Genomic DNA, 25,352 nt, shown 5'->3' on the forward strand with positions numbered 1-25,352 from the left:
CGCTGGCAAGCGCCGTGGGTCTTCGCGGCGGCTGTCCGCGCACGCCGACGCTCTTCGCTGGCGTTCCGAGGCGTGCGAGCGCCGACATGCGCGGACAGCCCTTGCAGCGCCGTCGCAACTTGCCGGCGACGTACAGGCTTATGGAGAAGTGTGGCGCCGCGAAACGCCGCACTCCATCACGTCAAGAGCGCTGTCCCGTCCTAGCCGCTCTCCCCACTGCAGCAGGATCACGAGGAGGCCAGGGCCGTACGCCCGCAAGCGCACGCCTCGGAACGCCAGCGAAGCTTGCGGGCGTACGGATCTGGCCGGAGTGTGGCCTAGCGAAAAATCAACCCGCCACGATCAGCCAGTTGTTGAAGGGCGTGTTGCCGTAGAGGGGGCGGAAGTCGACGTGCAGGCCCGCGGCGGCGAGCTGCGATTGCAGGCCTTCGCGCGTGGGGTAGCACTTCGGGACTTCCTGCATCCAGCCGAACAGGTGCGCCAGGCGGTCGGTGATGCGGGTGGTGCGGCCGCGCCGGCTGTCGTCGCCCAGGCCGCTGCGGATCACGAGCTTCGCCCCGGGGGTGAGCATGGCGATCGCGTCGGCGAGCAGCGCGCGCTGCGCTTCGGCGTCGAGGTACTGCAGCACGTCGAGGATGGCGACGCTGCCGGCGTGCGGCGGCCAGCCATCGGCGAGGTCGACGACCGCGAAGCGCGCGTCATCTTCGAACCCGCACTGCGCCGCGATGCGCGTGCCGCGGCGGATCTTGTCGGCATCGATGTCGACGCCGTGGTAGGGCATGGCCTGGCCGTCGAGGCGCAGCGCATGCAGCAGCAGGCCCAGCCCGCAGCCGAGGTCGAGCACCGGCGCGCTGGTGCCGCGCAGCGCGTCCAGGACGCCCGGGTAGAGCGGGTCGCTGCGCAGCTTGGACAGCGTGTAGAAATAGTCGTAGCGGTTGCCGAGCACGTGGGCGGGCAGGAACGCGCGCGCGATGGCGCGGGCTTCGTGGGGCGGGAACGGGGCGGTGGCGGAACGGGTCATGGCGTCCTTGCGTGGCGCTGCAGCAGGTGGCGGGCGGCCGGCAAGGCCAGGCGCGTCCATTCGGCGTGCATGGGGGCGGCGGGGTGCAGGCCGTCGTCAGCCAGCATGGCCGGCTCGGCGCCGCGTTCGCGACTGATGGGGCAGATGTCGACGAAAGCGACGCCACGCGCGTCGCAGATCGCGCGTGCGGCTGTGTTGTAGACATCCAGCTCGCGTGCGATCCCGGCCAGGTCCCGTCCACTTTCGGCGGCGAACGGGGTGACGCCCCAGTCGGGGATGGACAGCACCAGCACGCGGTCGGTGCGGCCGTCGACAAAGGCGATGGCGCGGTCCAGCAGTGCGCTGAACCCGTCGCGGTACCCGGCGACATCGCGGCCGCGGTACTGGTCGTTGACGCCGATCAGCAGGCTGGCGAAATCGAACGGACCCCGTGGCTGGGCGGCGTCGATCGCAGTGGCGAGTTCGTCGGTGGTCCAGCCGGTGGCGGCGATGGTGAGCGGGTCGTCGATCGCGATGCCGTCCGCGCGCAGCACCCGGGCCAGGCCATGCGTCCAGCGCGCGTGGGGGGCGACGCCTTCGCCGATCGTGTACGAGTCGCCGAGCGCGAGGTAGCGGAGCGCCACGCCGCGGTCAGGCCGTGGCCGCGCGCGCGGCGGTGATCGGCACCACCTTGCCGGCGGCTTCGGCGCGTCGGTCGAGCACGCGTTCGATGCGCCGGAACACTTCGCGCAGCTGGTCCGGCTCGGGCAGCAGCGTCACGCGGAAATGGTTGCGGTAGGGCACGTTGAAGCTCGAGCCCGGCACCACCAGGACGTGCTCGGTCTCCATCAGCTCGAGCGCGAAATCGTGGTCGTCGAAGCCCTGCGCGGCCGGACCGGTGACGCCCGGGAACGCATACAGCGCGCCGGCCGGTGCGTGCAGCTTGAGGTGCGCGCTGGCGGCGCAGCTTTCGATCACCGCACGGCGCGCTTCGTGCAGTCGGCCGCCGGGCGCGCACAGCGGGCCGATGGTGTCGGGCCCCGACAGCGCTGCCGGCACCGCGAACTGGCCCGGCACGTTGGCGCACAGGCGCAGCGCGCCGAGCAGGTCCATGGCGTGGCGGTAGTCGCGGGTGGCGGCTTCGTCGCCGGACAGCATCGCCCAGCCCACGCGCCAGCCGCAGGCGCGGTGCACCTTGGACAGGCCGCCGAACGACAGGCACGGCACGTCGCCGGCCAGCGGCGCCAGCGGCTCGAACGTGGCGCTGTCGTAGAGGATGCCGTCGTAGATCTCGTCGGACATCAGCAACAGGCCGCGGCGCGCGGCGATGTCGACGATGCGCTCGAGCAGCGCGCGCGGGTAGGTCGCGCCGGTCGGATTGTTGGGGTTGATCAGCACGATGGCGCGGGTGCGCGACGACACCAGCGCTTCGAGCTCGTCCGGATCCGGCAGGAAGGCGTTGCCTTCCTTGCAGCGGTAGTACACCGGGCGGCCGTCGTTGAGGATGGTGGCCGCCGACCACAGCGGGTAGTCGGGCGAGGGCAACAGCACTTCGTCGCCGGGGTTGAGCAGGGCGCGCAGGGCGATGTCGATCAGCTCGCTCACGCCGTTGCCGATGAACACGTCGTTGGCCGAGGCGCCGGTGACGCCACGCGCGGCGTGCTGGGCGGCCACCGCCTCGCGCGCGGCGGGCAGGCCCTGCTGGTGCGTGTACGGATCGGTGCCGGCGATGTGGTCGGCGATCGCGCGCTGCAGGTGCTCCGGCGCGCGGAATCCGAAGGCGCCGGGATTGCCGATGTTGAGCTTGATCAGGGTGTGGCCCTGCGCCTCGAGGTCGCGGGCGCGGCGGGCAAGTTCGCCACGGATCTCGTAGCGGACTTCGGACAGGCGCTCGCGCGTCTTCAGGCGGGGCTCGGACATCGGTGCGGGGCGTGCGGGGGTGGCCGCAAAGCCTAGCGGAATTGCCGCCTGGCCGCCGGCGCGGCGCGACTGGGGGATAGAATCCGCGCATGCCCAACACCGACCCCCGCGCTTGAGTCCCGAGATCCTCGCCCTGCGGGCGATCGGCTGGCCGTACGAGGGCCTGCCGGCCTCGGGCGGCTGGGCGGAGGTGATGGCCGCGCACCCCATGGCGCAGCCGGTGCGGGTGGTCGAGCAGCACCGCACCAAATACGTGGTCGCGGTGGGTCCCGGCGATGGATTCGCCGTGGAGTCGCTGCCGGAATGGCAGCGTCCGAAGTGCCCGCCGGAGCAGCGCGCCGCCGTCGGTGACTGGCTGCTGGTCGAGGGCCGCCAGGTGGTCGCCCTGCTGCTGCCGCGGCGCAGCGTGGTCAAGCGCGCGGCCGCCGGCGAGCATTACAAGCAGCAGATCATCGCGACCAACATCGACACCGCGTTCGTGGTCTGCGGCCTGGACGGCGATTTCAACCCGCGGCGCATCGAGCGCTACCTGCTGCTGGTGCAGGGCGGCGGCGTGGAGCCGGTGCTGGTGCTCACCAAGGCGGACCAGCCCGGCGTCGACATCGACGGCGCGATGGCCGAGCTGGAAGACAGCATCCGCGCCGGCCTGGCGGTGGTGGTGGTCAATGCCCGCGACCCGGCCAGCGTCGCGGCGCTGGACCCCTGGCTCGGCCCGGGCCGCACCGCGGTGCTGGTGGGCAGTTCCGGCGCGGGCAAGTCCACGCTGACCAATTCGCTGGTCGGCCACGAGCGCATGCGCACCGGCGCGGTGCGCGAAAACGATGCGCGCGGCCGCCACACCACCACCCACCGTGCGCTGGTGCCGCTGGCCTCGGGTGCCTGCCTGATCGACACCCCGGGCATGCGCGAGCTCAAGCCCACCGGCGAGGAGGACATCGCCGAGGGCGGGTTTGCCGAAGTCGAGGCGCTGGCCGACGCCTGCCGCTTCCGCGACTGCAAGCATGATCGCGAACCCGGCTGCGCGGTGCGCGCGGCGATCGAGGCCGGAACGCTGGACGCGGCCCGCTTCGCGCACTACATCAAGCTGCGCGACGAGGTGGCCGGTGCCGCCAGCGTGCTCGCCAGCCGCCTGGCGCAGGCGCAGGCGAAGCCGGGCCGTCGCTGAGCGCGACCGGCGCGCCACGGGGAGATCCGCCGCCATGCACGCCAACGCCGACATCGCCCACCACGCCACGCTCGATGCGCGCATGGTCCAGGCCGCGCGCGGCATCCGCCTGCTGACCCTGGCGAGCTGGCCGGCATCGGTGCAGCACGCGTTCCTGGCGCGCTGGGCCAGCGGTGACGCGCGCCCGCCGCAGTACGCCTATCCGCGCCATGACTTCGGCGACGCACGCCGCGAGCTCGCGGCGATCGCGGTGGCCGCGGACCCGCAGCATCCGCTGGGCGCCTACATTGCCGATTCCGCGCGCAACTGGGGCGTTGCCGCGGAGCTGCTGGAGGCGCTGGGCACGGCGGCCGCCGGCCTGCATTCGGAACGGCTGTTCGGGCGCCCGGACGCGCCCTTGCCGGGCAGCGAGGCCACCACGCGCGATGCCGCGCGGCATTTCATCGCCATCGCCGACGAGCTCGACCGCGAGCTGCTGGCGCCCGAGGAGCAGGTGCAGGTCTCCGCCACCGCGCTGCAGCTGCAGCTGCAGGCCGACCTCGACGCGTTCTTCGACGCGCGCGTGGTCGAGGTGGTGCTCGACCCGGACCTGATCGCCAAGGCCGCCGCCGGCGCCACCCGCATCCGCCTGCGCGCGGGTGCGTCGTTCAGCGACTACGACCGCGGCCAGCTGCTGCAGCACGAGGCGTTCGTGCATTCGCTGAGCGCGCTCAACGGCCGGCGCCAGCCGCTGCTGGGCAGCCTGGCCCTGTCGTCGCCGCGCAGCACCGAAACCCAGGAAGGCCTGGCCACGTTTGCCGAGCTGGCCACCGGCAGCATCGACATCGAACGCATGAAGCGCGTGTCGCTGCGCACCGAGGCGATCGCGATGGCGATCGACGGCGCCGACTTCATCGACGTGTTCCGCTGGTTCCTGGCGGCCGGCCAGGGCGAGGTGGACAGCTTCTCCTCGGCGCAGCGCGTGTTCCGCGGCGTGCCCACCTGCGGCGGCGCGGCGTTCACCAAGGACACGGTGTACCTGCGCGGCCTGGTCGGCGTGCACACGTTCTTCCGCCAGGCGCTGGCCGGCGGGCGCCTGCGCCTGTGTCGCCTGCTGTTCGCCGGCAAGATGACGCTCGACGACGTGGTGGCGTTCGAGCCGCTGTTCGACGACGGCACGCTGCTGCCGCCGTACTGGCTGCCGCGCTGGGTGTCGCGCGCCAACGGCCTGGCGGGGACGCTGGCATTCTCGGTGTTCGCCAACCGGATCCGCCTCGACAAGGTGGGCACCGGCAGGCACGGCTGAGGCGCGACCGCTGCGTTGCGGTGGCGCGGCCGACGCCCCTGGCCGAAGCGGCTAGAATCGATGGCCCGCCCCGCCGACCGTGAACCGATGTCCGACAAGCCCGTCGATCCCGCGCCCCTGAGCCTGTCCGACCACAGCGGCAGCTTCGAGCAGGCGGCACTCGACTACCACCGCGTGCTGCCCGCCGGCAAGATCAAGGTGGTCGCCACCAAGCCCATGGTCACCCAGCGCGACCTGGCGCTGGCGTACTCGCCGGGCGTGGCGCATGCCTGCGAGGCGATCGTCGCCGACCCGCGCGAAGCCAGCACGCTGACCGCGCGCGGCAACCTGGTGGCGGTGATCACCAACGGCACCGCGGTGCTGGGGCTCGGCGACATCGGCCCGCTGGCCGGCAAGCCGGTGATGGAAGGCAAGGGCGTGCTGTTCCAGAAGTTCGCCGGCATCGACGTGTTCGACATCGAACTCGACGAGCGCGACCCCGACAAGCTGGTCGAGATCATCGCGGCGATGGAGCCGACGTTCGGCGGCATCAACCTCGAGGACATCAAGGCGCCGGAGTGCTTCATCGTGGAGCGCAAGCTGCGCGAGCGGATGAAGATCCCGGTGTTCCACGACGACCAGCATGGCACCGCGATCATCGTCGGCGCCGCGGTCACCAACGCGCTGGAAGTGGCCGGCAAGCGCATCGAGGACGTCCGCCTGGCGACCGCCGGCGCCGGCGCCGCGGGCATCGCCTGCCTGGACATGCTGGTCGCGCTGGGCATGAAGCCGGAAAACATCCTGGCCGTGGACCGCGACGGGGTGCTGTATACCGGGCGCGGCAACATGGACCCGGACAAGCAGCGCTACGCGCGCGACACCGACAAGCGTTCGCTCGACGACATCATCGAAGGCGTCGACATCTTCCTCGGCCTGTCCGCCGGCGGCGTGCTCAAGCCCGGGATGGTGGCGAAGATGGCCCCGCGCCCGATCATCCTCGCGCTGGCCAACCCCTACCCGGAGATCCTGCCGGAAGCCGCGAAGGCCGTGCGTCCGGATTGCATCATCGCCACCGGCCGCTCCGACTACCCGAACCAGGTCAACAACGCACTCTGCTTCCCGTACATCTTCCGCGGCGCGCTCGACGTGGGCGCCACCGGCATCAACGAAGAGATGAAGCTGGCCTGCGTGCGCGCGATCGCGCAGCTGGCGAAGATGGAATCCTCCGACCTCGGCGCGGCCTACGGCGGCGAGATGCCGGTGTTCGGCGAGGAGTACATCATCCCGCGGCCGTTCGACCCGCGCCTGCTGACCATGCTGGCGCCGTGCGTTGCGAAGGCCGCGATGGACTCCGGCGTGGCCACCCGCCCGATCGAGGACATGGACGCCTACCGCGAGAAGCTGGGGCAGTTCATCCACCGCTCCGGGCTGATGATGAAGCCGGTGTACGAGCGCGCCCGTGCCAACCTGCAGCGCATCGTCTACGCCGAGGGCGAAGAGGAAACCGTGCTGCGCGCGGTGCAGACCGTGGTCGACGAGGGGCTGGCGCGGCCGATCCTGATCGGCCGGCCGGACGTGATCGACACCCGCATCAAGCGCCTCGGCCTGCGCCTGCGCGTCGGGGTGGATTTCGACCTCACCAACATCAACGACGACCCGCGCTTCGGCGACTACTGGCGCCAGTACCACGCGCTCACCGAGCGCCGCGGCGTGACCCCGGACGCGGCCAAGAACCTGGTGCGCTCGCGGCCGACCCTGATTGCCGCGCTGATGGTGCAGCGTGGCGAGGCGGACGGGCTGATTTCCGGCCTGGTCGGCCGTTACCACAAGAAACTCGGGTACATCCGCAGCGTGTTCGGCCTGGATCCGGGCGTCAGCAGCACTTCGGCGATGACCGGCGTGATCAACGATGCCGGCGTGTGGTTCTTCCTCGACACCCACGTGCAGGTCGACCCCACCGCCGAGCAGATCGCCGAAGCGACGCTGCAGGGCGCCTACCGCCTGAAGCTGTTCGGCATCGAGCCGAGCATCGCGCTGCTGTCGCATTCCAACTACGGCAGCCACGACAACCCGAGCGCGGCCAAGATGCGCCGCGTGCGCGAGATCCTCGCGCGCCGCGCGCCGCGGCTGAACATCGACGGCGAGATGCAGGCCGATACCGCCTGGGACAGCCTGCTGCGCGAGCGCCTGTTCCCCAACACCACGCTCAAGGGCCGCGCCAACCTGTTCGTGCTGCCCAACATCGACGCCGCCAGCATCGCCTACAACCTGGTGCGGGTGATGACCGACGGCGTGGCGATCGGTCCGATCCTGATGGGCGTGGACCACCCGGCGCACGTGCTCACCTCCACCAGTACGCCGCGGCGCCTGGTCAACATGACCGCGATCACCGCGGTCGAGGCACAGATCCGCGCGCTGCAGCGCGCCGGCGCGGACGACTGACCGCCGCGGCGGTCAGTGCGGCAGCAGTTCGCGCACCAGCGCCGGCAGGCGCGCCAGGTCGTCCTTGAGCAGGACGCCGTCGGCGACGGGAAGCACCTCGTCGCCGGCCAGCGCGCCGGTCATGAACACGAAGCGGGCCTGTGGCGCGTGCGCCAGCACCAGCGCGCGCGCCTCGCGGCCGGAATAGCCGGGCAGGTTGACGTCGCAGACCACCAGGTGCGGGTCGAAGCCGGCCAGCGCCTCGCGCAGCGCATCCTCGCGGTACAGCCGGCAGCACTCCACCAGGATGCCCGCCTCGCGCAGCGTCAGCTCGGTGAGCTCGGCGTCGTCGTGGCAGTCGTCGACAATCAGCACGCGGATCACGGCCATGGCGCTCAAGGGTCGGTCGGAGCCTCGTTGAGGACGGCCCAGAATCGCCCGAGCGTCTTCACCGCCTCGAAGAACTGGTCCACGTCGACCGGCTTGACCACGTAGGCGTTGACGCCCAGGTCCCAGCTGCGGGCGAGGTCGTTTTCCTCGCGCGACGACGACAGGATCACCACCGGCAGGCGCTTGAGCGTTTCGTGTTCGCGCAGCTGGTTGAGCACTTCCAGGCCGTCCATGCGCGGCATCTTGATGTCGAGCAGCAGCACCGCGGGGTCGCCTTCGGGGCGGTTGGCGTACTTGCCGCGGCGGAACAGGTAGTCCAGTGCCTCCACGCCATCCTCGACATGGACGATGGGATTGACCAGGTGCGCATCGCGCAGCGCATCGATGGCCATCTCGGCGTCGTGCGGGCTGTCTTCGGCAAGCAGGATGGTGCGGATCGCGGTCATGTGCGCGGGGTTCCTTGGCGGGCGTCCGGGTTGGCGGGCAGGGTGAAGTGGAAGGTGGCGCCTTCGCCGGGCGCGGATTCCGCCCAGACCTGGCCATTGTGCCGGGTCACGACCCGTTTGACGCTGGCCAGGCCGATGCCCGTGCCGCTGAACTCGCTCGCGGCATGCAGCCGCTGGAACACGCCGAACAGCTTGCCCGCATAGGCCATGTCGAAGCCGGCGCCGTTGTCGCGCACCGAGAAGTGGTGCAGGCCGTCGTCGCCCGCGCGGTGGTCGACGTCGATCACCGCCGGCTCGCTGCCGGTGCTGTACTTGACCGCGTTGCCGAGCAGGTTGGTCCACAGCTGGCGCAGCATGTTGTCGTCGCCGACCACGACCGGCATGTGCGCGATGCGCCACTCGACGTGGTGGCCGGGGTTGTCGATGCTGTTGTTGGCATCCAGCATCGCGCGGGTCTCCTCGACCAGCGACTGCATGTCGACCGTCTGCAGGCGCAGTGCGCTGCGCCCGAGGCGCGAGTACACCAGCAGGTCGTCGATCAGCGCCGACATGCGCTTGGCCGAGCCGCCGATGACGTCGAGGTAATGGCGACCCTTGTCGTCGAGGCCGTCGCCGAGGTGGCGGCCGAGCTTGTCGGCGAAGCCGGCGATGTGGCGCAGCGGCGCGCGCAGGTCATGCGACACCGAGTAGCTGAACGCCTCGAGCTCGCGGTTGACGTCGGAGACCTGGTCCACCTTGCCTTCGAGCTGGCGGTTCAGCTCGCGGATGTGGGTCTCGCTGGCCTTCTGCGCGCTGATGTCGCTGGCCGTGACCAGCGCCACCAGGTCGTCGCGGTCGGGCAGCGCCATGCTGCGCGCGTTGACCAGCATCACCCGGTCGACGCCATCCACGGTGCGCTGCTGGCGCTCGAAGTCCCACAGTTCGCGGCCGCGCAGCAGCACGTCGCGCAGGCGTCGCAGCGTTTCCTCGTCGCGCCAGGCGTCGCCGGCATCGGCCAGCGGCGTGCCGCGGATGTCGCCCTCGATGCCGAACAGTTCTGCGAACGCGGCGTTGTGCATCACCACGCGCAGGCCGGCGTCGATCAGCACGATCGGCTCGCGCACGGTGTCGAGGACCACGCCGGCGCGGGCATCCGCGCGTCGCGACATCCCCTCGGCCGCGGTGCGACGCCCGGCGTCGCGCATGGCCAGGGCCGCCAGGCCGAGGATCAGCAGCACCTGGGCGCCCAGCGACCCCCACGCGAGCACCCGGGCCTGGCGCTGGACGCGCGCGGCGTCGGCGTTGCGCACGGCGAGGATGTCGCGCTCGGTCTGGATCAGGGCGGAGATCGGCGCCTGCACCGGGAAGTTCTCGACCAGGCGCCGGATTTCCGCCTGGCGCTCCTCCGTGGCGGCGGCGAGCACGCGGTCGATCTGGACGATGCGCTCTTCCAGGCTGGTGCGCAGCGCGCCCATGCGCACCTGCTGGCGCGGGTTGTCGCGGGTCAGCTCCTCGGCGTGGTCGAGGAGGGGCTTGATCAGGGCTTCGCTGTAGGCGACCCGCTCGTCGAGGATCGGCGCGTCGACGCCCGCGGCCCTGGCGAGCCCCGCGCCCTCGAGGTTGCGGATCGCCGCCGACAGCATCTGCAGCGTGTTCTCCACCTCGAGGGTATGCGCCACCATCGCCGCGGCCTCGCCCACGCGCCGGTCGGCCACCCGCTGCAGCAGGAAGGGCACGAGTACGATCAGGAGCACGACCAGCGCCAGCAACGGCAGGCGCCAGCGCGCGTGTTCGCGTTGCGGCAGGGAGTCTGGCATCGCGGCGGATGATGCTGGATGGCGGCGGTGCTGGCAAACAGCCGCCCCCGGGGGCGGCTGGTAGAATCGACCACTCTCGACCCTCGAACCAGCATGGCCGACGCGCCGTGGCGGAGCACACAATGAACTGGCTCAACGACGTCCTGCACAACGATCCCGATCCCGCGGAAGCACGCGAGTGGATGGAGTCGCTCAAGGCGGTGATCGACGCGGACGGCCCGGGGCGCGCGCACCAGCTCCTGGAAGGCATGGTCGAGCTCACGCGCCGCGCCGGCAGCCACCTGCCGTTCTCGCCGACCACCGAGTACATCAACACCATCCCGCCGCACCTCGAGCCGCAGATCCCCGGCGACCAGACGCTGGAATGGCGGATCCGCTCGATCGTGCGCTGGAACGCGATGGCGATGGTGGTGCGCGCCAACCGCAAGCCCGGCGACCTCGGCGGCCACATCGCCAGCTTCGCCTCCGGCGCCACGCTGTACGACGTCGGCTTCAACCATTTCTGGCGCGCGCCCTCGGCCGACCATCCGGGCGACCTGCTCTACATCCAGGGCCACAGTTCGCCGGGCGTGTATGCGCGCGCGTTCCTCGAGGGCCGGATCAGCGAGTCGCAGCTGGACAACTTCCGCATGGAGGTCGACGGGCGCGGCATCTCGTCCTACCCGCACCCGTGGCTGATGCCCGACTTCTGGCAGACGCCGACGGTGTCGATGGGCCTGGGTCCGATCGCCGCCATCTACCAGGCGCGCAACTGGAAGTACCTGGAAGCGCGCGGCCTGATGCCGAAGTCCGACCGCAAGGTCTGGTGCTTCCTCGGCGACGGCGAGACCGACGAGCCGGAAAGCCTGGGCGCGATCTCGATCGCCGGCCGCGAGGGCCTCGACAACCTGGTGTTCGTGGTCAACTGCAACCTGCAGCGCCTGGACGGCCCGGTACGCGGCAACGGCAAGATCATCCAGGAGCTGGAAGGCAACTTCCGCGGCGCCGGCTGGAACGTGGTCAAGGCGATCTGGGGCAGCTACTGGGATCCGCTCCTCGCGCGCGACGGCCAGGGCACGCTGCGCAAGCTGATGATGGAAACCGTCGACGGCGAGTACCAGAACTGCAAGGCCTTCGGCGGCAAGTACACGCGCGACAACTTCTTCGGCAAGTATCCGGAAACGGCGGCGATGGTGGCCAGCCTGTCCGACGACGACATCTGGCGCCTCAACCGCGGCGGCCACGACCCGCACAAGGTGTATGCCGCGTACCGCAACGCCATGGAAACCAAGGGACTGCCCACGGTGATCCTGGCCAAGACGGTCAAGGGCTACGGCATGGGCAGCGCCGGCGAGGCGCTCAATCCCACGCACCAGACCAAGAAGCTCGACGACGACGCCGTGCGCGCGTTCCGCGACCGCTTCAAGATCCCGGTGGGCGACGACCAGCTGAAGGACGGCGCGGTGCCGTTCTACCACCCGGGCGAGAAGTCCGACGAAGTGCAGTACATGCTCGAGCGCCGCGCCGCGCTCGGTGGCCACCTGCCGCAGCGCCGCCGCAAGAGCACGCAGACGCTGGTTGCGCCGAAGGTCGAGGTGTTCGAGCGCCTGCTCAAGGACACCGGCGAACGCGAGATCAGCACCACCATGGCGTTCGTGCAGTCGCTGGCCATCATCCTGCGCGACAAGGAGGTCGGCCCGCGCGTCGTGCCGATCGTCTGCGACGAGGCGCGCACCTTCGGCATGGAAGGCCTGTTCCGCCAGATCGGCATCTACGCGCCGGATGGCCAGAAGTACAAGCCGGTGGATCGTGACCAGCTGATGTACTACCGCGAGGACGCCACCGGCCAGGTGCTGCAGGAAGGCATCTCCGAGGCCGGCGCGTTCGCCTCGTGGATGGCCTCGGCGACCAGCTACAGCACCAACGACCTGCCGATGCTGCCGTTCTACATCTACTACTCGATGTTCGGCTTCCAGCGCATCGGCGATGCGGCGTGGCAGGCGGCGGACATGCGTGCGCGCGGCTTCCTGCTCGGCGCCACCGCGGGGCGCACCACGCTCAACGGCGAAGGCCTGCAGCACGAGGACGGCCACAGCCACCTGCTGGCGGGTGCCATCCCCAACTGCCGCGCCTACGACCCCACGTTCGCCGGCGAGGTGGCGGTGATCCTGCAGCGTGGCATGCAGCGCATGCTCGACGAGCAGCAGGACGAGTACTGGTACCTCACGCTGATGAACGAGAACTACGTCCATCCGGCGCTGCCCGAGGGCGCGGCGGAGGGCGTGATCCGGGGCATGTACCTGCTCAAGGACGCCGGCAAGGCGAAGAAGGGCGAGCTGCGCGTGCAGCTGCTGGGTTCGGGGACCATCCTGCGCGAGGCAATCGCGGCGGCGGAGCTGCTGGACAAGGACTTCGGCGTCACCGCCGACATCTGGTCGTGCCCGAGCTTCACCGAGCTGCGCCGCGACGGGTTCGACGTCGAGCGCTGGAACCGGCTCAATCCCGAGGCCAAGGCGCCGCGCAAGGCGTACGTCACCACGCTGCTCGAGGGCCGACAGGGCCCGGCGATCGCCGCGACCGACTACGTGCGTGCGTTCCCCGACCAGATCCGCGCCTTCGTGCCGATGCACTACACGGTGCTCGGCACCGACGGCTTCGGCCGCTCCGACACGCGCGCCAACCTGCGCCGGCATTTCGAGGTCGACCGCTTCCACATCGCCCACGCCGCGATCGCGGCGCTGGCGGCGGACGGCAAGATGACCCCGAAGGACGTCTCACGCGCGATCAAGCAGTACAAGATCGCCGTGGACACACCGAACCCGCTGCTGGCCTGACGGCCCGCGCTGCCGGCACGTCCGCCGTTACGGGGCGACTGGCCGGTTCCAGAAACAGGAAGGCGCGCCTGGGCGCGCCTTCCTGTCTTTACCTGGCAGTCGGTTATTCCGCCAGCTTGGCCCCGTCCACGTTCCACCTCGTCACGGCCTGGTTGGCGGACGCCGCGGCTGGCGCGGTGCCGTTCTGCGCGCAGGCCATCCAGAATGTGACGTTCTGCGACGAGAAGTTGCGGACATTGGTGGCGATCACCACCCAATCGCGCGCAGTGCCGCCGACGCCGCTGGTGTTGACGTAGATGCCGTCGACGTTCGAGAGGTCGAAGCTCGAGCCCCCGTGGTTGGCGACATACATGCCGCCATTGAAGGCGATCTCGTTGCTGGCGCACTGTGCAACGCCGCGGCGCAGCTCGCGTGCCGGGATAGTGATGGTGCTGGTGACGAAGCGCATGTTCGACAGGCCGGCGGCACCGACCGGACCCTGCGGGCCCATCGGCCCAACCGGACCAGCCGGACCCGTTGCGCCCGTGGCGCCGATGGTGCCCGGAAGTCCCTGCACACCCGGCGCACCTGCGACACCTTGCGGACCGGTTGCGCCGTCCTGGCCGTTCTGGCCGGGCAGCCCGCGTTCGCCCTGCGGCCCGGCGATGCCGGCGACACCCTGCGGCCCGGTCGCGCCGTCCACGCCGCGTTCGCCCTGCGCACCGGTCGCGCCGGTGGCGCCATCGGAGCCGCGCTCGCCCTGCGCGCCCGTCGCGCCTGTCGCTCCGTCAAGGCCCCGCTCACCTTGCGCACCGGCCGGCCCGGCATCACCCTGCTGGCCAGTCGCACCGGTTGCACCCGTCGCGCCGTCCACGCCGCGCTCGCCCTGGGGACCTGCGATGCCTGCGACACCCTGGGCACCCGTTTCGCCCTGCGGGCCGGACAAGCCGCGTTCGCCCTGCGCACCCGCCGGGCCCGTTGCACCGTCCTGGCCGGGAAGTCCGGGCTGTCCCGGCGCACCTGCGTCGCCGGCCGCACCCTGCGGGCCCTGCGGGCCCGTCGCGCCCGCGGCGCCGGCAGTGCCCTGGGCGCCGGCCGGACCGCGTGCGCCGTCCTGGCCGGTCGCGCCCCGCGGGCCGACCGCGCCGATGGTCAGGCCGTAGTCGGACTGGGTGACACCGTTGTTGGTGAAGTGCTCGATGGTCAGCATGTAGTCGCCCGCGGGCGGCAGGCCACCGGGCAGGGTGCAGGTCATCATCGTCAGCCCGTCCGGCCCGCGCGAGCGCATGCAGTGGCGGGTGATGTCGCCCACGTCGCCGAGGGTGATGCGCGAACGCGCCACCGACTGCTGAAGGTTCTCGCCCAGGACGACGAAGGCGTCCAGGTCGTCCATCACCACCACGGATACGATCCGCGGGTCCTGCGCCAGTGCGGCGGTCGAGGCCAAGGCGAAGGTGACGGCCGCTGCCAGCGCCTTCCGGTTTCCAATGATGTTCATCAAGCTGCTCCCCTGTCGTCATCGCGCCCCGGGCCCCCGCCCGACGCATCGCCAAACCGGGAAGCAATTCGCATGCCAAGTGTGACCAGCTGCTCAGTTGATGGGAGGTCTGGCCTGGAACAGGTCGAGCACCGCGAACTGTCTGCCACGCAGGCCGGATTCGAGGCGCGCGTGTTCTCCGACGAGCGCATCGCCGTTCTCTGGCTGCGTTACGGAAGTCCGCCGGCGGCCCGCGCTGCCGGCGATGCGCGCTCAGGCGTCGGTGCGCCGCATGCTGCCGGTTTCGACCAGCCGCTGGTGCCACGACAGCGCCTCGCCCAGCAGGTGCGGGGTGTGCTTGCCGTGGCTGTCGCGGCAGGCGCGGTCGAAGTAGTCCTGCAGCATCGGCCGGTAGTCCGGGTGTGCGCAGCGCTCGATCACCAGCCGCGCGCGCTGCTTGGGCGACAGCCCGCGCAGGTCGGCCAGGCCCTGCTCGGTGACCACCACCATGGTGTCGTGCTCGGTGTGGTCGACGTGGCTGGCCATCGGCACGATGCTGGAGATGCGCCCCCCCTTGGCGGTGCTCGCCGACATGAAGACCGACAGGTAGGCGTTGCGCGCGAAGTCGCCGCTGCCACCGATGCCGTTCATGATGCTGGTGCCGGCGACATGCGTGGAGTTGACGTTGCCGTACAGGTCGGCTTCGAGCATGCCGTTCATGGCGATGCAGCCGAGCCGCCGGATCAGTTCCGGGTGGTTGGACATTTCCTGCGGCCGCAGCACGATGTGCTTGCGGTAGAAATCGACATTGCGCTTGAACTCCGCGGTGCCCGCCGGGCTGAGCGAGAACGAGGTCGCCGACACCATCGACAGCACGCCTTCGCTGACGAGCTCGAGCATGCCGTCCTGCACCACCTCCGTAAACGCCGACAGGCCCTTGTAGCCGCCCTTGGCGAGCGCGGAGAGCACCGCGTTGGTGACGTTGCCGATGCCCGACTGCAGCGGCAGCAGCTGGCTGGTCAGGCGACCCCGCTCGATCTCGTGGGCGAAGAACTCCAGCAGGTGGCCGGCGATCTGCTCCGATGCCGCGTCCGGTGGCGCGAAGGCGCCGATGCGGTCCGGAGCGTCGGTTTCCACCACGGCCACGACCTTGTCCAGGTCGACGCGCAGGTGCGGCTCGCCGATGCGGTCGGCGGGCGCCAGCAGCGGGATCGGCTTGCGATGGGGTGGCAGCGCCGTGCCGTAGTAGATGTCGTGCATGCCGTCCATCTCCGACGGCTGCCAGCGGTTCACCTCGATGATCACCTTGTCGGCGAGGTCGAGCCAGGTCTTGTTGTTGCCGACCGATGACGAGGGCACCAGGGTGCCGTCCGCGTTGATGGCGGTGACCTCGATCACGGCGATGTCGATGTCGCCGAAGAATCCGAACCAGGCGAACTGGGCGACGTGGCTCAGATGGATGTCGAGGTAGTCGAGGCTGCCGTCGTTGATCTGTCCGCGCACCACGGGGTCGGACTGGAAGGGCAGGCGCATCTCGATGCCGTCGACCTTGGCGAGCGCGCCGTCGAGTTCCGGCGCGGTCGACGCGCCGGTCAGGACCTTGATCTGGAAGCGCCCGCCGGCGGCGTTGGCGCGCTCGATGCGGCTGGCCAGGGCGAGCGGAACGACCTTGGGATAGCCCGCGCCGGTGAACCCGCTCATCGCCACGGTCATGCCCGGCCCGATCATGGCCGCCGCCTCGTCGGCCGACTTCAGGCGGTCACGGAGCACGGGATTGAGGATGCGGTCGGTCACGGCGGTGGGGCTCCTGTCTGCGCGCGCACCGCGCGAGTCCCATTCTACCGGCGACGCCCTAGTGGCCCCGGGCGCTGGCGGAATGCAGCGTTGCCGGCCACCCGGTCCCCGGCCGCGACGGCCGTGTCAGGCCTCGTCGCGGAAGTAGGGCTCGACCTGGCCGTTGATCTTCATGGTCATCGGATTGCCGCGGCGGTCCAGCGCGCGGCCTACGGCAACGCGGATCCAGCCCTCGCTGACGCAGTATTCCTCGACGTTGGTGCGCTCCTGGCCATTGAAGCGGATGCCCACGCCGCGCTGCATGGCGGCATCGTCGTGGTGCGCGCTGCGCGGGTCGTTGCTGAGGCGGTCCGGCGGGGTGTCGGTCATGGCGTGGCGGTCCTGGTCGCGATGGTGCGCGCGGGAAGGCCGCGCGGCGGCAAAGGATACGCGCGGCGGGCGGGCCCTGCAGCCGGCCGGCGCGTTCAGTCGGCGACGATGCGCTCGTCGCGGCCAAGGATGTCCGGGAGCAGCTCGCCGCGCGGCGTGAACTGCAGGGACACCGAATTCAGGCAGTGCCGCTCGCCCGTCGGCGGGGGGCCGTCCGGGAAGACGTGGCCGAGGTGGCTGCCGCAACGCGCGCAGACCTCCTCGATGCGCACCATGCCGTGGCTGCTGTCGCGGATGTAGCGGATGTGGCTCGGGTCGTAAGGGGCGAAGAAGCTGGGCCAGCCCGTGCCGGAGTCGAACTTCGCGTCGGAGCGGAACAGCGGCAGGCCGCAGAAGCCGCAGCAGTACGTGCCGTCGCGCTTGTTGTCGAGGAACGCGCCGCAGAACGGCGCTTCGGTGCCGTGCGCCAGCATCACGCGGCGGGCGTCGTCGTCGAGCGTCTGGCTGATGGCACTGCGTGCGTCGTCGCTGGGCGGGGTGAGGTCGAACCTGGTCATGGGCTGCTCCGGGGGATGGTGTGCGTTCAATCGGGGATGCGCCGGCCCTGCGCACGCGCGTTGGCGATGACCTCGCGCAGCCGCGCGCGATCGTGGTGGCGTGAGATCGGCACGGCACCGCACGCGATCGCGCGTTCGCGCAGTTCCGCGGTGACGTCGTAATGGGCGCCGCTGGTCTTGTCCTGGAATGCGTGACGTGGGATGCCGAGTCCATCCGCGAACGCGTGCAGCTCCGCAAGCGTGTCGGCCATCAGGTGCGCCCACCGCCGGCCACGCCAGAGCGTGACCGCATCATCCACGTACACCGCCACCGCGCGCCGTCTCAGCGCCGCGGCGCGCGCAGTTCGTCGCGCACCCAGCGATCGATGAGGCGCTTCTCGTGCTGCAGCGGATCGCTGCGCGCCGCCATGCCGGCCGACGAGGTCAGGAATCCGAGGTCGGTCAGCCGACGCTCGCCTTCGGCAAGCACCTGGCCGCCGGCATCGCGCAGGGTGAAACGCAGCTCGAGGCTCGGCGGATACAGGTCGCGCACCACGCGCACGTCGCCCAGGCTCTGCGTCGCGGGCTCGTACTCGCCGGCGCGGTCGATGTCGATGATCTCCACATCGAGCCGTTCGCCGTCGGCGAGCGCAGCAGCGGATGCCGTGCGCAGGTGTTCGGCGAGGTCGCGGACCCAGTCACCACGGACCGCTTCGAAGCGGCTGCGGCTGTAGCGGATCTCGGTGAACGTTTCCGGATCGGTCCAGGAAACGGCGACCGGGCCGTACGCGTCCAGGGCGCGCGGAGCGTCGGCGTCGGTCACGTTGGTCGGGCGGGTTTGGGCGTGGCCGGCGAACAGCGCGGCGAGCAGGAGGACGGTGATCCTGGCGAACGTGGCCATGGCAGGCTCCGTCGAATGTCTGCAGCCATTCTGCGCGCGTGCCATCGCGGCGGCAAACGCGGGCACGCGCCGCGCGTGCAGGCATTCAGCCGGTTCGACGCCACGCCTTGCGCAGCGACGCAGGCGGCCGCATCTTGCCGAGATGGCAGTCCGTTCCCGCCGCCACATCCATCCATCGCAGGCGCGCCTGCCGGGCCTGCTGCTCGCGGTGCTGCTGCTCGCGGCCACGCCGCCGGCCCATGCCCGGGACCTGCTGGCGCGCCTGTCCGCTGCGGCGCCCACGCTCGACCGCACGGTCCTCGCGCTCGCGCTGCAGGCGCGCGACTGTGCGCGCGCGGCGGACGTCGCCGGCGCCGGTGCCGATCGACTGGCGGTGATCGACTACACGCTGCCGTCGACCGAGAAGCGCCTGTGGGTGTTCGACCTCGGCAAGGCGACCCTGCTGCACGCCGAACACGTGGCCCACGGCCGTGGCAGCGGCGACAACATCGCGGCGCGCTTCTCCAATGTCGAAGGCAGCTTCCAGTCGAGCCTGGGCCTGTTCGCCACCGCCGAGACCTACATCGGCGAGAACGGCTACTCACTGCGCATGGATGGCCTGGAGCCCGGCGTCAACGACGCGGCGCGCGAACGGCTGGTGGTGATGCACGGCGCCGACTACGTCGATCCCGCGCAGGCGCGCCGGCAGGGCCGGCTGGGGCGCAGCTGGGGCTGCCCGGCGGTGCGCGCGGGGGTGGCACGCGCGGTGATCGACAATCTGCGCGACGGCCAGTTGCTGTTCGCGTACGCCCGCGACGCGGCATGGTTGAACGGCTCCCGCTTCCTGCATTGCGCGCGGGCTGAACGCAAGGCACGCGCGGCGCGCTGATTTCACGCGCCATCGCCAGGCGCTCACGCAGCATCGCCGCACCTGCCACCAAGGACTGTCCGCATGACTCCAGCCAAGCCGCTTGCCCTCGCGCTGAGCGCGATCCTGTTCGGCGCGCCCCTGCTTGCCGCCGCGCAAGCACCCGCCCTGCCACCGGGGGCGAAGCCTGTCGTACCCGCTGTGCAAGCCGCGGACACCGGGCCCGCGCCCCGCGTGGAGGTGACCGGGGCCGACCATCCCGCCAACGCCGCCACGGCCACGTCCGGTGATGGCGCGATGCTGCGTGCGCAGATCCTGCTCGACCGCGCACACTTCTCCCCGGGCGAGATCGACGGCAGTGGTGGCAGCAACACCCGGCGCGCGATTGCCGCCTTCCAGCGCAGCCGCGACCTGACGGCGAGCGGCAAGCTCGACGCCGCCACCTGGCAGGCGCTGAACGCCGACACCGCCCCGGTGCTGGTCGAACATGCGATCGCGGCTGACGAGGTCGCGGGTCCGTTCCGCAAGCTGCCCACCGACATGATGGCGAAGTCGAAGCTCGACAAGCTCGGTTTCGAGAGTGCGGCCGAAGCGCTGGGCGAGAAGTTCCACGCCAGCCCCAAGCTGCTGCAGCGCCTCAACGCGGGCAAGGACCTCGCCGCGGCCGGTACCCGCATCGTGGTGCCGAATGTCTCCGGCGCGACACCGCTCCCGGAGATCGCGCGGGTGGTCGTGGACAAGTCGGATTCGGTGGTGCAACTGGTGACCGCGGACGGCAAGGTGGTGGCGCAGTTCCCGGCCTCCACCGGCAGCAAGCACGACCCGCTGCCGATCGGCGAGTGGACCATCAAGGGCGTCGCGCGCGACCCAACCTTCCACTACAACCCGGCGCTGTTCTGGGATGCGGATCCGTCGCACGCCAAGGCGACGCTGCAACCCGGCCCCAACAACCCGGTCGGGCTTGCCTGGGTCGATCTGTCGAAGGAGCACTACGGCATCCATGGCACGCCGGTGCCGGCCAACGTCGGCAAGACCGATTCCCACGGTTGCATCCGATTGAGCAACTGGAACGTGCTGATGCTGGCGGCCGCGGTGAAGCCGGGCCTGCCGGCGATCCTGCAGGAATAGGCCATGCGGTACGTCGCCATGGTCCTCGCCGGCCTGCTGCTGGCGGCGGTCGTGCACCTGGCGGGGATGTCGCGCGCCGAGCGCGCGCGGATCCTTCGCATCACGCCGGCACCGGAGGCAGGGGCTGAGGATCGCGCGGGCCCCGTCGACCGTGGTCCCAGCCGGGCGACGCGGCGCCACACCACGCAGCCGCCGTCGCCACCCGGGCGGCCGGTCGCCATCGCGACCCGGCCACGCACTGCCTTGCCGCTGCCCCTGCCGTCGGGACTGGTGCTGCCGGTGCAGGGCGTGGTGCCCGCGCAGCTGTCGCCGACCTTCGAGGACGCGCGCAGCGAAGGCCGGGTGCACGAGGCGATCGACATCATGGCGCCCACCGGGACCCCGGTGCTGGCGGTGGCCGATGGCCACGTCGAAAAGCTGTTCGACAGCGCGCAGGGCGGACTGACGATCTACCAGTTCGAGCCGGGCGGGCGCTTCGCGTACTACTACGCGCATCTCGACGGCTATGCGCCGGGGCTGGCCGAGAAGCAGCAGGTGCGCCAGGGCCAGGTGATCGGCTACGTCGGCAGCACCGGCAACGCGGACCCGGCGGGCCCGCACCTGCACTTCGCGATCTTCGTGCTGGGGCCGGAGAAGCAGTGGTGGAAGGGCACCCCCATCGACCCGTTCCCGCTGTTCACCGGCAAGGCGCCCTGATGCGTCGTCGCCGCGATCGTCAGCGCAGCAGCGGTTCCAGCGCCGGCCAGACATGGTCGCCGATCGCGGGCTGCGCCTCGGCCACCGGATGCAGGTTGTCGTCCATGAAGTTGCCGCGGTCGGCGGCGACGGGTTCGAGCAGGAACGGCAGCAGCGGAATATCGAAGAAGGACGCGAGTTCGCGGTAGGTGCGGTCCAGGCCACGGGTATATTCCGCGCCGAGGTTGGGCGGCATGCGCATGCCGACCAGCAGCACGCGCGCACCGACATGCTCCGAAGCGCCGATCATCCGCGCCAGGTTGTATTTCAGCTCGGCCAGCGGCAAGCCGCGCAGCGCGTCGTTGGCGCCGAGCGCGATCACCACCACCGCCGGCTGGTGGCGCACCACCTCGCGTGCGACCCGCGACGAGCCCCCGGCGCTGGTCTCGCCGCTGATGCTGGCGTTGACGACCCGCCAGCCGGGGCGTTCACTGGCCATGCGCCGCGCCAGCAGGTCCACCCAGCCCTGGTCGGTACGCAGGCCGTAGGCGGCCGACAGCGAATCGCCCATCACCAGGACGGTGCGCGGCGGGGCGTTGTCGGGTGCGGCGGCGGCGGGCCGGCCCTGCGCCTGGGCCACACCGGCCAGCAGCAGGATGCACAAACCCAGCAGCATTTGGACCTGGCGGCATATCGCCCAATATCCTGTCATCGACTTCTCCGATCCGGCTGACCGCGGCGCGCCACGCGCCAGGCTGGACATCATGCCCCCACGAAGGTCCCCCATGCCCGATTCCACCGCAACCCCGTCCGCCGCGCCGCCCGCACTCTCCGCTGTCGGTCTCGGCAAGCGCGTCATGCTGCCCGCCGGCGAACTGGTGATCCTCGACGGCGTCGGCTTCGAGATCGCCGCCGGCGACAGCGTGGCGATCGTGGGCGCGTCGGGTTCGGGCAAGAGCACGCTGCTGTCACTGCTCGCGGGACTCGACACGCCCAGCAGCGGTGATGTACGGGTGGACGGCGCGCCGCTGTCGACGCTCGACGAGGACGGACGCGCCAAGGTTCGCGGCGCCAAGGTCGGCTTCGTGTTCCAGAATTTCCAGCTGCTGCCATCGCTCACCGCGCTGGAGAACGTGATGCTGCCGCTGGAGCTGCGCGGCGATGGCGACGTGGAAGGCCCCGCGCGCGAGATCCTGGTGCGCGTCGGCCTCGGCGAGCGCCTGGGCCACTACCCGCGGCAGCTGTCGGGCGGCGAGCAGCAGCGCGTGGCGGTGGCGCGCGCGTTCGTCACCCGGCCGTCGTTGCTGTTTGCCGACGAGCCCACCGGCAACCTCGACACGCGCACCGGGCAGGCGATCATCGAGCTGCTGTTCGCGCTCAACGCCGACCTCGGCACCACGCTGGTGCTGGTGACCCACGACGAGCACCTCGCGCAGCGCTGCCGGCGCACGCTGCGCCTCGACAGCGGCCGCCTGGTCGCCGACGACGCGCGCGCCGCGGCATGAGGGCGCTCGCACTCGCCGCGCGGCAGCTGCGCCGCGACCTGGCCTCCGGCGACATCCGCATCCTGCTGGCGGCGCTGGTGCTGGCGGTGGTGGCGGTGACCGCGGTCGGCTTTGTCACCGATCGCGCCGCGCGTGCGCTGGCCATCGAGGCCAACCGCCTGCTTGGCGGCGACGCCGTGCTGCGCGGCGACGCGCCGATCACCGGTGCGCTGCGCGAAGCCGCGCAGGCGCCCGGGCTGCGCCATGCCGACACCGTCGGGCTGGACACCATGATCCGCGTCGGCGAGGGCGAAGCCGCGCAGCTGAAACTCGGCGAGCTGCGCGCGCTGGGCGCGGGCTTCCCGCTGCGCGGCAGCTTCCGCATCGCGGGTGCCGACGGCATCGAGCGCGCGGCGACCGGGCTGCCGGGGCCGGGCACGCTGTGGATGGGCCGTGCCGGCGCCGAAACGCTTGGCGCGCGCATCGGCGACGCCGTCGGCATCGGCGAATCGCGGCTGCGGCTGGCGGCGATCGTGGCGCAGGAACCCGATGCCGCGCTCGACTACTTCAACGTCGCGCCGCGGGTGTTCCTCAACCTCGGCGACCTCGACGCCACCGGGCTGGTGCAGGAAGGCAGCCGCATCCGTTACCGGCTGGTGGTCGCGGGCGACGCGGCGGCGGTGGACCGCTTCACCCGCGCCGCGCGCGATGGCCTCGAGCGCGGCCAGCGCCTGGAAACCGCCGCGGATGCGCGCCCGGAAGTGCGCTCCGCGCTCGACCGTGCGGGACGCTTCCTCGGGCTCGCCGCACTGGTGTCGGTGGTGCTGGCGGCGGTGGCGGTGGCGATGGCCGCGCGCCGGCACAGCGCACGCCACCTGCAGGGCGCGGCGGTGATGCGTTGCCTGGGCGCCAGCCAGCGCACGCTGGTGGTGATCCATGTCGGCGAACTGGTGCTGCTGGGGCTGCTGGCCTGCGCGGTCGGGATCGCGATCGCCTATGGCCTGCAGTGGGCGATCGGCGCATGGCTGGCGGACCTGCTCGGCATCGGCATCCCGCCGGCCGGTCCGCTGCCGGCGCTGCAGGGCATGGGCGTGGGCATGGTGGTGCTGCTGGCGTTCGCCGCGCCGCCCGTGCTCGCCCTGCGCCGCGTGCCCGCGCTGCGCGTGCTGCGCCGCGACCTGGATGCCGCCGAACCCAGCGCCTGGCTGGTGGCGCTGGCCGGGCTGGGCGGCATGGCGGCGTTGCTGTGGTGGCAGGCTGGCTCGGCCACGCTGGGCCTGGCGATGCTGGCGGGCATTGCCGTGACGCTGCTGGTTCTGGCCGGGTTGGCGTGGCTGTTGATCCTGGCCGTGCGCCGGCTGCGCACGCGGCTGCGCGGCAGCCTGCGCTATGGCCTGGCCAACGTCAGCCGCCGGGCCGGCACCAGCATCGCGCAGGTCTCGGCGCTCGGCCTTGGCCTGATGGCACTGCTGCTGCTGACCTTCGTGCGCACCGACCTGCTCGACCGCTGGCGCGTGTCGCTGGCCGAGGACGCGCCCAACCGCTTCGTGATCAACGTGCAGCAGGAGCAGATGCCCGGCGTGCGCGCGCTGCTGGCCGAACAGGGCCTGGGCGAGCCGGTGCTGTACCCGATGGTCCGCGGCCGCCTGGCCACGCGCAACGGCGAGGCGGTCGACACCGCCGGCATCGCGGCGTCCGCCGACGACGCCGACGACGCCGACGACGGCCGCCGCGCGCAGCGCCGCGCCGAGCGCGAGTTCAACCTGTCCACCGCCACCGCACTGGGCGATGACAACCGCGTCACCGCAGGACGCTTCTGGGGCGCGACGCCGCCGGCCACCCCCGAGCTGTCTGTGGAGGAAGGCTTTGCCGAGTCGCTGGGCTGGAAGCTGGGCGACCGCATCGCCTTCGACATCGCCGGGCGCGCGCTGGAGGGCACCGTCACCTCGCTGCGCAGCGTGGAGTGGGAGAGCTTCAAGCCGAACTTCTTCGTGCTTGCGTCGCCGGGCGCGCTCGATGGCTACCCGGCGAGCTGGATCACCGCGGTCGGCGTGCCGCGCGGCGATACCGCGTTCACCCGCGCGCTGGTCGGCCGCTATCCCAACGTGTCGGTGATCGATGTCGACGCGGTGCTCGACCAAGTGCGCGCCACCGCCGACCAGGTGTCGACGGTCGTGGAGGTGGTGTTCTGGTTTGCCCTGGCAGCTGGCGTGCTGGTGCTGCTGGCCGCGATCAGCGCCAGCCAGGACGAGCGCCTGCTCGAGGGCGGGGTGATGCGCGTGCTCGGCGCCAGCCGCTGGCAGCTGCGCCTGGCGCAGGCTTCTGAATTCGCCGCCATCGGCCTGATTTCCGGGGTGGTGGCGGCGATCGCCGCCTCGGTGCTGGCCGGGGTGATCGCCAAACGCGTGTTCGACCTGCCGTGGCAGCCGGACCTGGCGATGGTCGCGATCGGCGCGGCGGTCGGAGTGGCGGCCGCGCTGCTGGCCGGGCTGTTCGCCACGCGCCGGGTGCTGGATGCGCCCCCGGCGGTGACCCTGCGCGAGCTGCAGGGCTGAACTCGCGGGGCCGGGTCCAGTCGACCGCGGCCCCGTGCGGGCTCAGCCTGCGCGTCGGGCGATGAAATACGCCGCCAGGTTGCCGAGGCCGGTGGCGCCGAGCAGCACCGCGAACGCACCGGGCGTCGCTTCACGCAGGCCCAGCGCCTCGATCACCGCAAAGCCGATCGCCAGCAGCACCAGCACCGTGCCCCAGCGCAGCGAGGCCTGGCGGCGGCGCGCCTCCTCGCCTTCAAGGATCGAGCGCACCATGGCTTCCGAGCCGTTGCTGGCGACCATCTGCCGGCGCGTGCGGGCGTCGACGACGGCCTTGATGGACAGGTAGATGCACGCGAACAGCACGATCGGGATGAAGACTTCGAAATCCATGGCGGTGTCCCTGGGTAGGTGGT

General features: G+C 71.2%; 23 protein-coding genes. 9 read left to right on the top strand and 14 right to left on the bottom strand.

Going from position 1 to position 25,352, the window contains the following annotated elements; translation table 11 throughout:
- Positions 1–328: 328 nt before the first annotated feature.
- Genes IDM46_RS01550 through IDM46_RS01560 form a run of 3 tightly spaced genes read right to left on the bottom strand, consistent with a single transcriptional unit; the run spans position 329 to position 2,920 of the window.
- Positions 329–1,021, bottom strand: a complete 693-nt coding sequence (locus IDM46_RS01550) for a methyltransferase domain-containing protein (protein ID WP_185114631.1) — start codon at positions 1,019–1,021, stop codon at positions 329–331.
- Positions 1,018–1,644, bottom strand: coding sequence for an SGNH/GDSL hydrolase family protein (locus IDM46_RS01555; protein ID WP_182823193.1), 627 nt, complete (start codon positions 1,642–1,644; stop codon positions 1,018–1,020). The genes IDM46_RS01550 and IDM46_RS01555 overlap by 4 nt, the downstream gene beginning before the upstream one ends.
- 7 nt (positions 1,645–1,651) lie before the next feature.
- Complete coding sequence (locus tag IDM46_RS01560; RefSeq protein ID WP_182823191.1) at positions 1,652–2,920, bottom strand: aminotransferase class I/II-fold pyridoxal phosphate-dependent enzyme; 1,269 nt, start codon at positions 2,918–2,920, stop codon at positions 1,652–1,654.
- A gap of 112 nt (positions 2,921–3,032) precedes the next feature.
- Between IDM46_RS01560 and rsgA the strand changes: the two genes are divergently transcribed.
- From rsgA to IDM46_RS01575, 3 genes are all read left to right on the top strand, one after another.
- Positions 3,033–4,085, top strand: coding sequence for a ribosome small subunit-dependent GTPase A (gene rsgA / locus IDM46_RS01565; protein ID WP_223877996.1), 1,053 nt, complete (start codon positions 3,033–3,035; stop codon positions 4,083–4,085).
- A gap of 34 nt (positions 4,086–4,119) precedes the next feature.
- A complete protein-coding gene (locus IDM46_RS01570) occupies positions 4,120–5,370 on the top strand; it encodes a flavohemoglobin expression-modulating QEGLA motif protein (protein WP_182823189.1) in 1,251 nt (416 codons plus the stop codon).
- Between the two features lie 87 nt (positions 5,371–5,457).
- Positions 5,458–7,791, top strand: coding sequence for an NADP-dependent malic enzyme (locus tag IDM46_RS01575; protein WP_182823187.1), 2,334 nt, complete (start codon positions 5,458–5,460; stop codon positions 7,789–7,791).
- A 12-nt stretch (positions 7,792–7,803) separates the two neighbouring features.
- Here the strand turns inward: IDM46_RS01575 and IDM46_RS01580 are convergent, their stop codons facing one another.
- The 3 genes from IDM46_RS01580 to IDM46_RS01590 are packed head-to-tail and all read right to left on the bottom strand — an operon-like array spanning position 7,804 to position 10,402.
- Positions 7,804–8,160, bottom strand: coding sequence for a response regulator (locus IDM46_RS01580; RefSeq protein ID WP_223877997.1), 357 nt, complete (start codon positions 8,158–8,160; stop codon positions 7,804–7,806).
- 5 nt (positions 8,161–8,165) lie between these two features.
- The gene (locus tag IDM46_RS01585) at positions 8,166–8,606 is read right to left on the bottom strand and encodes a response regulator (RefSeq protein WP_182823182.1); all 441 of its coding nucleotides are present in this window, start codon (positions 8,604–8,606) and stop codon (positions 8,166–8,168) included.
- On the bottom strand, positions 8,603–10,402 hold the full coding sequence (locus tag IDM46_RS01590; RefSeq protein WP_185114633.1) for an ATP-binding protein: 1,800 nt from the start codon (positions 10,400–10,402) through the stop codon (positions 8,603–8,605). Before IDM46_RS01590 ends, IDM46_RS01585 begins: the two co-directional genes overlap by 4 nt.
- 122 nt (positions 10,403–10,524) lie before the next feature.
- On the opposite strand from IDM46_RS01590, the gene aceE reads away from it, so the two are divergent.
- Entirely contained in the window at positions 10,525–13,215 is a 2,691-nt protein-coding gene (gene aceE / locus IDM46_RS01595) for a pyruvate dehydrogenase (acetyl-transferring), homodimeric type (RefSeq protein WP_185114634.1), read from the top strand.
- Positions 13,216–13,318: 103 nt separating this feature from the next.
- Here aceE and IDM46_RS01600 read toward each other — a convergent pair whose 3' ends face one another.
- The 6 genes from IDM46_RS01600 to IDM46_RS01625 form a co-directional block, all read right to left on the bottom strand.
- Entirely contained in the window at positions 13,319–14,692 is a 1,374-nt protein-coding gene (locus IDM46_RS01600) for a collagen-like protein (protein ID WP_182823176.1), read from the bottom strand.
- Positions 14,693–14,944: 252 nt separating this feature from the next.
- Positions 14,945–16,465 (bottom strand): acetyl-CoA hydrolase/transferase family protein, encoded by a 1,521-nt coding sequence (locus tag IDM46_RS01605; RefSeq protein ID WP_185114635.1) that lies wholly within the window; start codon positions 16,463–16,465, stop codon positions 14,945–14,947.
- 126 nt (positions 16,466–16,591) lie between these two features.
- Complete coding sequence (locus IDM46_RS01610; protein ID WP_182823172.1) at positions 16,592–16,834, bottom strand: DUF3297 family protein; 243 nt, start codon at positions 16,832–16,834, stop codon at positions 16,592–16,594.
- A gap of 95 nt (positions 16,835–16,929) precedes the next feature.
- Positions 16,930–17,391, bottom strand: coding sequence for a peptide-methionine (R)-S-oxide reductase MsrB (gene msrB / locus IDM46_RS01615; RefSeq protein ID WP_182823170.1), 462 nt, complete (start codon positions 17,389–17,391; stop codon positions 16,930–16,932).
- Positions 17,392–17,417: 26 nt separating this feature from the next.
- On the bottom strand, positions 17,418–17,702 hold the full coding sequence (locus IDM46_RS01620) for a DUF4031 domain-containing protein (protein ID WP_182823167.1): 285 nt from the start codon (positions 17,700–17,702) through the stop codon (positions 17,418–17,420).
- An 11-nt stretch (positions 17,703–17,713) separates the two neighbouring features.
- Positions 17,714–18,271, bottom strand: a complete 558-nt coding sequence (locus tag IDM46_RS01625; protein WP_182823165.1) for a DUF3016 domain-containing protein — start codon at positions 18,269–18,271, stop codon at positions 17,714–17,716.
- Positions 18,272–18,413: 142 nt separating this feature from the next.
- Here IDM46_RS01625 and IDM46_RS01630 point away from each other — a divergent pair, with 142 nt between their 5' ends.
- The 3 genes from IDM46_RS01630 to IDM46_RS01640 all read left to right on the top strand — a co-directional run bounded on the left by IDM46_RS01630 (position 18,414) and on the right by IDM46_RS01640 (position 20,942).
- Positions 18,414–19,139 (top strand): murein L,D-transpeptidase catalytic domain family protein, encoded by a 726-nt coding sequence (locus IDM46_RS01630; protein WP_182823163.1) that lies wholly within the window; start codon positions 18,414–18,416, stop codon positions 19,137–19,139.
- Between the two features lie 63 nt (positions 19,140–19,202).
- A complete protein-coding gene (locus tag IDM46_RS01635) occupies positions 19,203–20,246 on the top strand; it encodes a L,D-transpeptidase (protein ID WP_182823161.1) in 1,044 nt (347 codons plus the stop codon).
- Positions 20,247–20,249: 3 nt separating this feature from the next.
- On the top strand, positions 20,250–20,942 hold the full coding sequence (locus IDM46_RS01640; RefSeq protein ID WP_182823159.1) for a M23 family metallopeptidase: 693 nt from the start codon (positions 20,250–20,252) through the stop codon (positions 20,940–20,942).
- Between the two features lie 19 nt (positions 20,943–20,961).
- Here the strand turns inward: IDM46_RS01640 and IDM46_RS01645 are convergent, their stop codons facing one another.
- The gene (locus IDM46_RS01645) at positions 20,962–21,597 is read right to left on the bottom strand and encodes an arylesterase (protein ID WP_223877998.1); all 636 of its coding nucleotides are present in this window, start codon (positions 21,595–21,597) and stop codon (positions 20,962–20,964) included.
- A 181-nt stretch (positions 21,598–21,778) separates the two neighbouring features.
- Between IDM46_RS01645 and IDM46_RS01650 the strand changes: the two genes are divergently transcribed.
- A complete protein-coding gene (locus tag IDM46_RS01650) occupies positions 21,779–22,426 on the top strand; it encodes an ABC transporter ATP-binding protein (RefSeq protein ID WP_305067738.1) in 648 nt (215 codons plus the stop codon).
- Positions 22,423–24,960, top strand: coding sequence for an FtsX-like permease family protein (locus tag IDM46_RS01655; protein ID WP_185114636.1), 2,538 nt, complete (start codon positions 22,423–22,425; stop codon positions 24,958–24,960). Before IDM46_RS01650 ends, IDM46_RS01655 begins: the two co-directional genes overlap by 4 nt.
- Positions 24,961–25,002: 42 nt before the next feature.
- Here IDM46_RS01655 and IDM46_RS01660 read toward each other — a convergent pair whose 3' ends face one another.
- Complete coding sequence (locus tag IDM46_RS01660; RefSeq protein ID WP_182823152.1) at positions 25,003–25,329, bottom strand: hypothetical protein; 327 nt, start codon at positions 25,327–25,329, stop codon at positions 25,003–25,005.
- Positions 25,330–25,352: the final 23 nt, after the last annotated feature.

It is taken from the genome of Luteimonas sp. MC1825, from assembly GCF_014764385.1.
GTDB lineage: Bacteria > Pseudomonadota > Gammaproteobacteria > Xanthomonadales > Xanthomonadaceae > Luteimonas.

Bases quoted from the DNA above. Each gene is read 5' to 3' on its own strand.
- IDM46_RS01550 (WP_185114631.1), bottom strand. From the start codon at position 1,021: ATGACCCGTTCCGCCACCGCCCCGTTCCCGCCCCACGAAGCCCGCGCC.
- IDM46_RS01560 (WP_182823191.1), bottom strand. From the start codon at position 2,920: ATGTCCGAGCCCCGCCTGAAGACGCGCGAGCGCCTGTCCGAAGTCCGC.
- IDM46_RS01570 (WP_182823189.1), top strand. From the start codon at position 4,120: ATGCACGCCAACGCCGACATCGCCCACCACGCCACGCTCGATGCGCGC.
- IDM46_RS01575 (WP_182823187.1), top strand. From the start codon at position 5,458: ATGTCCGACAAGCCCGTCGATCCCGCGCCCCTGAGCCTGTCCGACCAC.
- IDM46_RS01580 (WP_223877997.1), bottom strand. From the start codon at position 8,160: ATGGCCGTGATCCGCGTGCTGATTGTCGACGACTGCCACGACGACGCC.
- IDM46_RS01585 (WP_182823182.1), bottom strand. From the start codon at position 8,606: ATGACCGCGATCCGCACCATCCTGCTTGCCGAAGACAGCCCGCACGAC.
- IDM46_RS01590 (WP_185114633.1), bottom strand. From the start codon at position 10,402: ATGCCAGACTCCCTGCCGCAACGCGAACACGCGCGCTGGCGCCTGCCG.
- aceE (WP_185114634.1), top strand. From the start codon at position 10,525: ATGAACTGGCTCAACGACGTCCTGCACAACGATCCCGATCCCGCGGAA.
- IDM46_RS01600 (WP_182823176.1), bottom strand. From the start codon at position 14,692: ATGAACATCATTGGAAACCGGAAGGCGCTGGCAGCGGCCGTCACCTTC.
- IDM46_RS01610 (WP_182823172.1), bottom strand. From the start codon at position 16,834: ATGACCGACACCCCGCCGGACCGCCTCAGCAACGACCCGCGCAGCGCG.
- msrB (WP_182823170.1), bottom strand. From the start codon at position 17,391: ATGACCAGGTTCGACCTCACCCCGCCCAGCGACGACGCACGCAGTGCC.
- IDM46_RS01625 (WP_182823165.1), bottom strand. From the start codon at position 18,271: ATGGCCACGTTCGCCAGGATCACCGTCCTCCTGCTCGCCGCGCTGTTC.
- IDM46_RS01630 (WP_182823163.1), top strand. From the start codon at position 18,414: ATGGCAGTCCGTTCCCGCCGCCACATCCATCCATCGCAGGCGCGCCTG.
- IDM46_RS01635 (WP_182823161.1), top strand. From the start codon at position 19,203: ATGACTCCAGCCAAGCCGCTTGCCCTCGCGCTGAGCGCGATCCTGTTC.
- IDM46_RS01640 (WP_182823159.1), top strand. From the start codon at position 20,250: ATGCGGTACGTCGCCATGGTCCTCGCCGGCCTGCTGCTGGCGGCGGTC.
- IDM46_RS01645 (WP_223877998.1), bottom strand. From the start codon at position 21,597: ATGCTGCTGGGTTTGTGCATCCTGCTGCTGGCCGGTGTGGCCCAGGCG.
- IDM46_RS01650 (WP_305067738.1), top strand. From the start codon at position 21,779: ATGCTGCCCGCCGGCGAACTGGTGATCCTCGACGGCGTCGGCTTCGAG.
- IDM46_RS01655 (WP_185114636.1), top strand. From the start codon at position 22,423: ATGAGGGCGCTCGCACTCGCCGCGCGGCAGCTGCGCCGCGACCTGGCC.
- IDM46_RS01660 (WP_182823152.1), bottom strand. From the start codon at position 25,329: ATGGATTTCGAAGTCTTCATCCCGATCGTGCTGTTCGCGTGCATCTAC.